The 11,736-nt window shown below is 39.3% G+C and carries 9 protein-coding genes; 2 read left to right on the plus strand and 7 right to left on the minus strand.

Annotated elements, in window-relative coordinates; genetic code table 11:
• Positions 1-21: 21 nt before the first annotated feature.
• From mrcB to CWB65_RS06610, 4 genes are all read right to left on the minus strand, one after another.
• The gene (gene mrcB, locus CWB65_RS06595) at positions 22-2,364 is read right to left on the minus strand and encodes a penicillin-binding protein 1B (RefSeq protein ID WP_138740215.1); all 2,343 of its coding nucleotides are present in this window, start codon (positions 2,362-2,364) and stop codon (positions 22-24) included.
• Positions 2,365-2,507: 143 nt separating this feature from the next.
• The gene (locus tag CWB65_RS06600) at positions 2,508-3,737 is read right to left on the minus strand and encodes an ammonium transporter AmtB (protein WP_008130095.1); all 1,230 of its coding nucleotides are present in this window, start codon (positions 3,735-3,737) and stop codon (positions 2,508-2,510) included.
• Positions 3,738-3,746: 9 nt separating this feature from the next.
• Positions 3,747-4,085 (minus strand): P-II family nitrogen regulator, encoded by a 339-nt coding sequence (locus CWB65_RS06605; RefSeq protein WP_004587162.1) that lies wholly within the window; start codon positions 4,083-4,085, stop codon positions 3,747-3,749.
• Positions 4,086-4,297: 212 nt separating this feature from the next.
• Positions 4,298-5,521 carry a response regulator gene (locus tag CWB65_RS06610; protein ID WP_138740216.1) on the minus strand — a complete coding sequence of 408 codons (1,224 nt, stop codon included), beginning with the start codon at positions 5,519-5,521 and terminating at the stop codon, positions 4,298-4,300.
• Positions 5,522-5,912: 391 nt separating this feature from the next.
• Between CWB65_RS06610 and CWB65_RS06615 the strand changes: the two genes are divergently transcribed.
• Entirely contained in the window at positions 5,913-7,424 is a 1,512-nt protein-coding gene (locus CWB65_RS06615; protein WP_138740217.1) for a S10 family peptidase, read from the plus strand.
• A 74-nt stretch (positions 7,425-7,498) separates the two neighbouring features.
• Here CWB65_RS06615 and CWB65_RS06620 read toward each other — a convergent pair whose 3' ends face one another.
• A complete protein-coding gene (locus CWB65_RS06620; protein ID WP_138740232.1) occupies positions 7,499-8,191 on the minus strand; it encodes an START domain-containing protein in 693 nt (230 codons plus the stop codon).
• Complete coding sequence (locus CWB65_RS06625; protein WP_138740218.1) at positions 8,191-9,714, minus strand: CYTH and CHAD domain-containing protein; 1,524 nt, start codon at positions 9,712-9,714, stop codon at positions 8,191-8,193. Before CWB65_RS06625 ends, CWB65_RS06620 begins: the two co-directional genes overlap by 1 nt.
• A 214-nt stretch (positions 9,715-9,928) precedes the next feature.
• Here CWB65_RS06625 and CWB65_RS06630 point away from each other — a divergent pair, with 214 nt between their 5' ends.
• Positions 9,929-10,537: a TIGR04211 family SH3 domain-containing protein gene (locus CWB65_RS06630; protein ID WP_006791519.1), complete on the plus strand. Its 609-nt coding sequence runs from the start codon at positions 9,929-9,931 to the stop codon at positions 10,535-10,537.
• A 119-nt stretch (positions 10,538-10,656) separates the two neighbouring features.
• Here the strand turns inward: CWB65_RS06630 and CWB65_RS06635 are convergent, their stop codons facing one another.
• Positions 10,657-11,724 carry a DUF21 domain-containing protein gene (locus CWB65_RS06635; protein ID WP_138740219.1) on the minus strand — a complete coding sequence of 356 codons (1,068 nt, stop codon included), beginning with the start codon at positions 11,722-11,724 and terminating at the stop codon, positions 10,657-10,659.
• Positions 11,725-11,736 lie beyond the last annotated feature (12 nt).

Consider the following 11,736-nt stretch of genomic DNA (forward strand, 5'->3'; position numbering starts at 1 on the left):
GCGGCTTTGTTATTTGAGTTATCAATTTATACAGCGAGGCCTTGGCTCAAATTCACTCACTCTTAATGGAAGCTGTATCACTTTCCCACACCCTGGAGGAGCTTGTTTACCTGTGTGCTCGTTTACAAAGGCCCAACGGATTGAAGGGGGGCGAGTATCTGCAATGGCTTGTGGGTTGAGTGGTTTTAAATAACGGATATAGGCTTCTAGCGCCCCGACACTGCCAGTTAAACCGGTGCTTTTATTATCATCGCGGCCAAGCCATGCAACGGTTACCGTGTTTTGATCAAACCCTGCAAACCAGCTGTCACGTAAATCATTGCTAGTCCCTGTTTTACCAGCTAGTTGAATAGACGGAAAGTGTAAGTTTAACCGCTTTGCTGTGCCGTCTTTTGTTACACGCTTCATTGCATATTTGGTCATGTACACAGAGGCTTCATCAAAACGAGGCTCTGCACTTACTTGATGTTTGTATAGCACGTTACCTACAGAGTCAGTAAGTGCTGATATAGACGTCAACTTCTTATACTCACCGTCATTTGCTATGGTGGTGTAAAGCTGGGCAACATCAAAACTAGATAACTCTAAAGCACCTAAGAGTAAAGACGGGTATTCATCTATTTGATCTTCCACTCCGAGTGATTTAAGCGTGTTTGCAACTTTTTCCACTCCTATATCTAAGCCTAAATTAACAGCAGGTATATTAATACTATTACTAAATGCTTGATAAAGCGGGATTGCACCACGGTATTGGCGATCAAAATTTTCAGGCTGCCATACATTACCTTCTTCGTTTGTTACCTGTAACGGCGAATCATCAAGTAATGTGGCTAAATTATAATTTGGTGATTGTAGTGCTGTTAAATAAACTGCAGGCTTAACTAAAGACCCTATATTTCTTTTTGTATCTAGCACTCTATTAAAGCCTGAATATCGAACGTCACGCCCTGCTACAAGGGCCGATACGCCACCTTTATCTGAATTTACAGAGATCATAGCAACCTCAAGCTTATCTGTTTTAGGGCGTTTCTCTAAATAAGGTAAGCTTTTCTCAACCGAGTTTTCCATTGCTGTTTGTTTTTGTAAATCAAAGTAAGTAAACACCCTAACACCAGCATCTAGTATCTGCTGATCGGGTAGTAATTTGTTTAATTCACGGTTCACCAGTTCTAAATACCCTGGGTATGATTTTTGTAAACTTTCTTTCATTGGCGCAATGTCAATTGAGCGCTTAAGGGATGCTCGGTATTCTTTTGTGCTTATTAATTTATTTTCAACCATGAGGCGAAGTACTAAATCGCGACGCTCCATAGTGCGCTCTTTGTAGCGGCGAGGGTTGTAATAAGACGGCCCTTTCACCATCGCTACTAGCAACGCTATTTGATCGTATTCAAGCTCATCTACTGGTTTTGAAAAATAAAACTCAGACGCCAAGCCCATGCCATGCACGCCTTGGTTATAAGATTGACCTAAATAAACCTCGTTTAAGTAGGCCTCTAATATTTGGTCTTTTGAGTAACGATAATCAAGAATAAGCGCAATAAACGCCTCATTGATTTTTCGCAGCAGCGAACGTTCACGGGTTAAATATATATTTTTAGCGAGTTGCTGCGTTAACGTGCTACCGCCTTGGACTGTTCGCCCTGCTCTAATATTGGTATATAGAGCGCGTAAAATAGAAAAAACAGATACACCGTGGTGCTCATAAAAATTACGGTCCTCCACTACTAGCAAAGTGTCTTTTAACATAGCAGGAAACTTATCAAGGGGAACAAATTCTCTATCTTGCTTCGAATCGTTACCAATGCGGGCTATTTGAACAGGTTCTAATCGAGCGTTGTTCAAGCGCCTACCAAATTTATCTTTTACAGAGGCTACCTTTTGTCCTGCAAAACGCAGTTCAACAATCTTAGACTTCTCCAGCCCATCATAAAATTCAAACTCTCGTCGGTAAATTTTAATACTATCGGCCGTTTTTACGTATTGGCCGGTCCGGCTGAGCCTATTAACAGATGAATAATTTAGACGTTCGAGTTCAAATTCTACTTCTTGACGTGATAAGAATTGCCCAGGGTAAAACTGCATTGCACGCGCATACACTTGAGCGGGGAGTTGCCATTTATTTCCTTCAAATACACGTGTGGTTTTTGAATCTAAATAAATAAAGTACATGGCCATAGCAATAAAAACAGCCAAACTTAGCTTCCAAAAAACTGACCATGTTTTTCTCATAAATGAGCGTTTAACAACAGTAGTTGCCGTTTTTTTTGTAGATTTGGGTTTAGCTTTACGTGGCGAACTGCTTGCTTTCGTTGCACGCTTTGAAGGGGGTTTACTACTAGGTGTTTTTTTATTATCAGCCATGTAAGTGTAATGTGTTCCAACGGTTTATTTACAAAGGGGAGCTTAGCATATTGGCCATAACCCTAACACCTGAAAAATTAACCTTCCCTGAAACGAAAAAAGCTCTACCTAAAGTAGAGCTTTGATGAACACACTATATAAATTTAGTTATTACGAACAGATACAAACTCAGGGTAAGCTTCTACACCACAGTCGTGTTGATCCATACCGTTAAGCTCTTCTTCTTCTGTAACACGTATACCCATTGTGTATTTTAATATAGCCCACACAATAAGTGACGCTACAAAAACAAATGCCAAAATAGTTACTAAGCCGATTAACTGATTAACAACGCTTGCATCACCGTTTGAAAGTGGAACCAGCATAATACCTAATGCACCACATACACCGTGTACAGAAATAGCACCTACTGGGTCATCAATCTTAATTTTATCTAAAGCTATAATGCTAAATACAACTAATGAACCGCCTAGTAAGCCTAGTAGACAAGCCATTAATGGAGAAGGTGAAAGAGGGTCTGCAGTAATAACAACTAAGCCCGCTAACGCACCGTTAAGTACCATTGTTAAATCAGCTTTGCCCCATAATACTTTACATACAAATAGTGCTGCAATTGCACCCATTGCCGCAGCCGCGTTAGTGTTAAGTAAGATTTGACCTACAGCCGTTGCGTTTTCTTTATCAGATAGTAATAACTGTGAACCACCGTTAAAACCAAACCAACCCATCCACAAAATAAATGTACCTAAAGTTGCAAGCGGTAAGTTAGAACCTGGAATTGGGTAAACTTCACCATTTTTTCCGTATTTACCTTTACGAGCACCTAGTAAAATTACACCAGCGAGTGCTGCTGCTGCACCTGCACCATGAACAATGGCAGACCCTGCAAAATCAACAAAGCCCATTTCAGACAAGAAACCACCGCCCCATGTCCAGTAACCTTCCATTGGGTAGATAAAACCAGTTAAAACAACAGTAAATGCTAAGAAAGCCCATAGTTTCATTCGTTCAGCAACCGCACCAGATACAATTGACATGGCTGTTGCAACGAAAACTACTTGGAAGAAAAAGTCAGACTCTAAAGAGTGGTCGGCATCAGCAGCTTGCGTACCAATTAACGCGCCCAGTGATGGCATAATTCCGCCCTCAGCGTTGTCTACATACATAATGTTGTAACCAACTAACAAAAACATGGTACACGCGATTGAATAAAGCGCGATGTTTTTAGTTAAAATTTCAGTGGTGTTTTTAGAACGAACTAAGCCCGCTTCTAACATGGCAAAACCAGCAGCCATCCACATAACTAATATACCCGATATCAAAAAGTAAAATGTATCGAGTGAAAATTTAAGTTCTACAATTGTATTTTCCATAAGCCCCTCTTAAATTGCCTCTTCGTCAAGTTCGCCAGTACGGATACGAACTATTTGATCTAAGTCGTACACAAAAATTTTGCCGTCACCAATTTTGCCTGTTGATGCAATTTTTGTGATTGCTTCAACAACGCGCTGACAATTTTCTGTACGAGTTGCAATTTCAAGTTTGATCTTTGGAATAAAATCGACTTGGTACTCTGCACCACGATATAGCTCTGTATGACCTCGTTGACGTCCAAAACCTTTAACATCAACTACAGTCATCCCCTCAATTCCTAAATCAGCGAGCGCTTCACGCACATCGTCTAATTTAAATGGTTTTATGATTGCACTAATCATTTTCATAGCGGCCCCCTCGGACTCTTTATTGTTATCCTGTTGGGTAACATAATCCAACCTTTGTGCCACTATTTAATTTAATTTAAAAACAACAACTTAACCGTTAAAGCTGAACTTACCATAAAAAAAACGCACCATTTAGGTGCGTTTTTTTAACAACTCCGCTACATTGGTGCACATATAAAAACGACCCCAAAATTGCGCTATAATATAAACAGTTACCCGATACAGTTTCTGCCTTTGCTTTTTGCTTCGTATAACGCCTTGTCGGCGACACGCATCGCATCTTTTAAATTGGTATTTTGAAACTCTGCAAGCCCAATACTCGCTGTTATCGTGCAAGACTTGTCACTAATAGAAAAATCGTAACTCGCCATTTTTTTTCTAAACGCTTCTAAATATTCGCGTGCTCTGGCTAAATCGATATCTGGTAGAACAATAGCAAATTCTTCACCACCCACCCTTGCTACAGTAAATTTTGCAAAAGTTGAGCGAATAAGAGACCCAACCTGCTTAAGCGCCTGATCGCCGCCTTCGTGACCAAATGTATCGTTTATATTTTTAAAAAAGTCCACGTCGAGTAGCGCTAGCGTATTATTTTGATTTTGGTTTTTTAATAACTTTTCAGCATATTGATAAAAATAACGTCGATTGTATAAACCGGTTAAATGATCTCTAAAAGCACTTTCTTTGATATCTGCAATCAGTGATAACTGTTCCATTGTTTGCAACACCCTGCAGTGAAATTCTTCATTCATAAAGGGTTTAGTCAAAAAGTCGTTTGCGCCATATTTTATAAAGCGTGCTGATAAACCGTGCTTGCCCGCTCCAGATAAACCAATTACAGCTAAATCGTCTCGGCCTCTAAAATTACGAACTGCTTTAACTAGTTCAAAGCCATCCATTGTTGGCATGGCGTAATCGGTCATTAGCAGCTTTATATCTGGATCAGCTTTTAATATTTCAAGCGCTTGCTGGCCGTCATTCGCGGTGCTTACATCAAACAATTGCTTTTCGAGCATTTGCTTCATTAACGAACGACTTAACATAGAATCGTCCGCAATTAATGCCTTACAACCTTGGTTTCTTAAAAGTTGAGAAACCAATTTAACGGCATAATGATAAGAATCACGGTTATCTTTTATAACGTAATCTACCACACCATCTTCTAGCATTTGCTGACGTTTGTACTCGTCTATCTTTGATGTAAGCACAACCGTAGGAATTGCTTTAGAAAGTGTATATTTGGCAACTTCGCCATTTGGGGCATCGGGGAGAGTTAAGTCAACAAGTGCTAATGAATAGTCATACTTTTCTACGTGCTCCTTGCATTCAGCTAATGACCAGGCAAAATCAACGGCAACATCTAAATACAGGGCGGTTAAGTGGCGTAAAACCTGCTGGACTACTTTACTGTCTTCAACCACTAATACTCTTTGCATAGACCTTCTCTTTGTTCTCATTATTTTTGCAACATCTGCTGCAAACACAAAATAATAAAACTTACTGGTACCACACTTTAAGCAGCAAAAATAAGTAAATAAAAAACATCCCAGAGCCATTGTTATTTAACGCTTTAAATACTAAAGCAAATTCCATTAACCAGCTTGTAAATCAATAATTGTAATAAAAACAAGCATGATGGCAAATATACCCGATTTTAATTCTTAGCTAAATAATTAAACAAAAATTTACACCATAAATAACTGATTATTTTACTTATCGGCTTATGTTAATTAACTCAACCAATAATATCGGCAGCTAGTCTCATTACTTTTGTTATTTTACTTATTTTTATCTTTAATACATTATCAAATATAATAAGGACTCCCCATGAAGCTTAGTCGTATTTTACCAATCACGGTTTTTTCATTAATGCTCAGCCCGCTTGCTGATGCTGATAATCAACGCCGTATTGATGTAGACAGTAAAGTAGTCACCCAACACAAAGCTAAAATTAATGGTCAACGCTTTAATTATACGGTTGCCACAGGCACTCAACCCGTATGGGACGACAAAGGTGATGCCGTTGCTACACTACAATACACGTATTACACGCGCGATAAAGTTGATGATAGAGCCAAACGCCCATTGCTCATTTCTTTTAATGGTGGCCCTGGCTCAGCCTCAGTTTGGATGCACTTAGCCTACACAGGCCCTCGCGTATTAAAAATTGATGATGAAGGCTATCCTATTCAGCCCTATGGTGTAAAAGACAACCCGTACTCTGTGCTTGATGTTGCCGACATTGTTTACGTAAACCCAGTAAATACTGGCTATTCGCGAGTTATTGAAAACGAAAAAGGCGAAATGCTTTCTAAAGCTCAACAAAAAGACATGTTTTTTGGCGTTAACGCCGACATCAAATACCTTGGCGAGTGGTTAAATACTTTTGTAAACAGAACAGAACGTTGGCGCTCTCCAAAGTTTTTAATTGGCGAAAGTTATGGCACAACGCGCGTATCAGGCCTTGCACATGAATTACAAAATAGCCAATGGATGTATATCAACGGTGTTGTATTAGTGTCACCAACAGACATTGGTATTAAACGCGAAGGCCCCGTTAAAGCGGCAAATCGCTTGCCGTACTTTGCAGCCACTGCGTGGTATCACAAAGCACTAAACGCCGACTTACAAGCAAAAGACTTAGATGAACTCCTTCCTGAAGTTGAGCAATTTACTTTAAATGAACTAATACCCGCATTAGCAAAAGGCGGTTTTTTAGCGCAAGACGAAAAGCGTCGTATTATTAAAAAAATGGCTGAGTATGCAGGCCTTTCAGAAACCTTTGTCGAGCAAAACAACCTCGATATCCCTACACAATTCTTCTGGAAAGAATTATTGCGTGACCGAGGACAAACAGTCGGCCGTTTAGACTCTCGCTACCTAGGTATAGACAAACGCGATGCTGGTGACTCACCTGATTACTGGGCAGAGCTGACTTCATGGTTGCACTCTTTTACGCCTGCGATTAATTACTACCTACGCGAGGAGTTAAACTATAAAACCGACATCAAATATAACTTATTTGGTAACGTTCATCCTTGGGATAGAAGTGGCAATAATACCGGTGAAAACCTTCGTCTTGCGATGGCTCAAAACCCTTACTTGAATGTAATGGTACAGGCGGGTTATTACGATGGTGCAACTAATTACTTTGATGCCAAATACACAATGTGGCAATTAGATCCAAGTGGAAAAATGAAAGACCGTCTAAGCTTTAAAGGCTACAGAAGTGGGCACATGATGTACCTTCGCCATGCTGATTTAGAAAGCTCAAATAACGACTTAAGGGAGTTTATACAAAACTCACTGCCTAAAGATTCTAAAGCAGCCAAATATTAAAATATTGATCAACCACCTATAAATGGCGTACCTGAGTCATTTATAGGTGAACACCCTTCCAGTTTTACAATAACTTATTTAACGGTTAGTTCGCGTAAATTACAACTTCCAACTTTAATAACCGGTTCGATTGCGGTGTAGCTTTTAGTTTCTAACATTGTCCGTAAGTTAACGAGCGTTTTGAAGGTACTTTTAAGACCCACTTTATTGTATAGCCACGTTGGTATATTTCCCCCTGGTAAAGCGTAAACCTGATACTCAATATTTAAATCTTCGCCCTTTTGTGTAAGTAACCAATGTGCGTTTAGCGTTTTTATTCTAACTACCCGCTTAGTGACTGGTAACTCTTTAGGACGCGATTCAATAGAAAGCTTGGTTTGCTGAGGAGAGAGTCTTGAGTAACACGAATAGGTAACGGCATCACGGTTTGCCACTGGCCAAGGGGAGTCGATATAACTATAAACAAGGTTTTCTGAAGGGCTTAAAGCTTTAATTACACGTACTTTAGACGTGTTTTCAAGCCAGCTTGAAGCAATACGCGTATCACTTAATAAGTCTAAAAAGTCATTGGCTGTTACATCTTCAATATTAAGCTGACCTTTTACAATAAACGTATCATTAGAGAATTGCTGATATTCAATATTTACTCCTTGCTCGTTTTTGTATAATTGCCAACGGGGCTCAGAGTAAGTATTAAAGCTTAACAAAATAATTAATAAACTAATGCACTTTTGCATAGGGGTTAACTTACAAAAGTGCTTTATCATCATTTTTGCCAATAAGGCGCTATGTCATACGAAGCAAGTCTACTTTGCTCCATTGCACTGACTAAATATTCAGACTTTTGCTCCAACCAAGATTGAATTTTTGCAAGGTGCTCATCGTCTTGACCTGCGCATAATTGCTTTAAGTACTCTAGGGTACTGAGTTCATAAACACCATGCGAAATATCTAACCACGGCAACCTAAACTCAAGACGTTCTTCTTTATCGAACATCGATCCTAAGCAATTACCACTTAGCAAGCTGTTTTCAAGCTGCATTCTTAAATTAAGGTAGTCAAGTACACCTAGCGTTTGCTCTTTAGGCAATAATTGATGTAGGTTTTTCCAGTCTTTATTAAACAATCTTTCAGCAATAGAAGACACTGGATTTTCTGCAGCTTGGAGCTCTACCTGCCCCCAATCTTTTCGCCATTGCTTGTCAATCAACCACGTTGTTAACGAGAGCAATAAACGATTGTAACGAGCACTATGAAAAAGCGCATTAATGTCATCAATACTAGGCTGTAGCTCTTTTAAATCGTTAATAACTTGCGCCAAAGCTGGCGCCGCATTTATTTTTTTATAAAATGCATGACGCTTTGACGTATAAGTTTTTAACTGAATTGCATTTTCTACCCATGCTAACTCACTCAAAAGCCACTTAAGCTCGGTACGAAGCTGTTCGGTACTGTCTTTAGAAACTATATCGTCAAACAACCAAAAAGTATGGCGAATTAAACTAATACCATCAGTCACCCTTTTTAAGGTTTTTAAGCTCGGTTTATCGAAATAGCACTGCTCATGCTTTTGCACAAACCGAATACCAAAGTTCATTGCTTCTTTTAAAGCGCTTTCTTGGGTTGCAGAACGAGGAAGCTTAACAAAGCCAATCGACTTACTAGGCTTAAGCGGATTGTCGTCGGCTAAACGGTAGCCGCGTGCTGCTTTTGAATATAAACCGAGTCGAATACAGTTTTGGCTAACTAAAATATCAGCCAAAGCAAACAGCTCATTGCGGCTGCCTTCAATTAATTCTATTTCCAGCTCGCTGATCATCTCAACTTGCCCAGAGGCTGCAATTTCGCCTTTATCAAGCACCACTTCAATTTTTGCACCAGCTTGCGTTTCAATTAACCACGTACGGCGAATAAAGTTAGTGCTGAAAATAGGATACAAATTTTGTGAAATTGCATCTACTTGCATGCCATGTGGCCAAATATCAGCACTAAACGCCATTAAGTTAGGGCGGCTGGAATCAATGGGTAAGTTATATTCTGGGCGCTGATGAAGGCCCCCTACAACTTCGCCGGCAAGCTTGATAGTTTGTTCGCACTGATTGTCAGAACAACGGGTTCTAAAGCCAATATCAAGTGCTCGAAGTTCACGGCTTGGCGTATCGTAATAGGCATTTTGCAAACTACGCGATGGTTTATTTATAACCGTTTTAGCAAATTGAGTAATTAGTGAGGGGATCAGTGGGACAACGGCATCTGATACCAAAAATTTCAGTTCTATCTCAGTATCCATTCGGTCTGCGGATTACCTTTAAAATAAATAAGTGGTCAAAATAAACAAAGCGCTCTAACAATGCAAATTTTTTAGGCTTATTAAGTGCTTTAATCATGTCAGGGTTACAATATCAGCCTTGCTTTTAAAAGGCTAAATCCCTACTATCTTGCATTATATGTGAATTAAAAAACCATGTTCATAACGGACTCAGTAAGAACAACAAGGTAGATAAATGCTAAAACATTGTTTATTCGGGCTACTTTTAACAGCCACTACGTTTATAAGCTACGCACAAGATGAAGCACAAACAGCGAGCTCATCAGATGCAAATACCGCTTACGTTATTGATAATTTGTATACATTTATGCGTTCAGGCGCGAGCAAAAATTATCGACTACTTGGCTCTGTAGACGCAGGAACAAAAATAACCGTACTATCTAGCGAAGAAAACGGCTTTATTAAAATAAAAGACGATAAAGACCGCGAAGGTTGGATTGAAACTAAATTTATTTCTACTACACCTGGGTTACATCAACAATACCAAGTTTTAAGCAGCGAAATGAGCACCATGCAGGAAAATTTACGCCTTGCTCAAATAGAACTACCGCAGCTACAAAAGCAAAATCAAACCTTAACCGATCAAAACCTGCAATTATCAGCGCAAATTACAAGCCTGCAAACAACACTCGCGCAAGAGCGCACGCAAAAAGAAGCCGCTAGTTCAAAAGAAAAACGACAACTACTTACCTACGGCGGTGCGATTGCATTTTTAGGGTTGTTTTTGGGAATTATTTTAACCATTGTTTTGTCGCGCCGTAAGCGTTACGAAGGCTGGGCATAAATTAATTGAATGAATGTTGGTTCAATAAAAAAGCCGCTATTAGCGGCTTTTTTATTCGCATATCAAATATTGAGCTATGCATATATAGCACTGGCTTAACTATAAAAAAATAGATTAACTTACGATTTTACCAGCGGCTGTACTTCTTTATTTTCGTTCATCTCTAACTTTGGCGCATTCATTCCCTTTAATAAACGACCGAATATATCAGCACCAGTAATAATACGCTTCTCATCACCCCATACCAGCACAACGTCGTGATCAATAGCACCATCAAACGATTTATCGAGCGAATGATTTGCGCGTATTTTTAAAATAACCTCACTTAAACGCAGTGTTTCATCCGTTACAATAATAGGTCTGTGGCAAAAATGGTAAGGGTCAAAAATATCTGGCTCAAATAATGCTGATCTTAAAAAACCATCTGCATCAACCACTAATAACGGCCACCCATCGTTGTTAGTCAAAATTACCCAGTTATAGCCCGATTTGTGTAATTTACGTAAAAACTCATTATCGGCTGATAATGTCAGTTCAGGAAAAATAGGTAAATCAAGTTTAGTAGGTAAAGAGATTATAGAATCTGGATCAATTATTTCCCCTTCTTTAGTTACACTGATTTCGTCTAAGCTAAAAAAGTTAAGTGCACCAATACCTTCAACATGTTGCACATCAGCTTCTTCTGCCTCAATGTGTTTACGTATTATTCCTCTAAGCTCGCTTTCAGCAAAATAGGTAATACCTTCTTTGCCCAGCCATGCATCAAGTACCAAGGCCGTTGGTTTAGCAACAACATAAAACAAAACTTGATAAAACTTTATTAATGGCGAAAGCATACTCGCCATTTTTAATGCATTACGAGAAAAATAAGCTTGAGGTGTTATCTCACCGATTATCGTAATCGCAATCGTTGAGAATAAAAACGAGCTAGCGCCCATTAATACAGAATCAGAGAGCAACGTGAGTAAAACGTTAATACCCACGTTACCCCACAAAATGGTTGCTAGTAAAAAGTTAGAGTCGTTACGAAGTGCCATAACCTTAATTGCCGCTTCGTTTCTTTTTGAACTTTCCATTTCAAGCTGTAATCGGCTTAACGAAAAGAACGCCAAATTCAAGCCCGAAAATATTGCCGATTGCGAAATACACAGAGCAATAGCACACCAAATCATGACATCAAACGTCATTTTATTTTCCTG

This window comes from Pseudoalteromonas sp. S554 (assembly GCF_005930865.1).
GTDB classification, from domain to species: domain Bacteria; phylum Pseudomonadota; class Gammaproteobacteria; order Enterobacterales; family Alteromonadaceae; genus Pseudoalteromonas; species Pseudoalteromonas marina.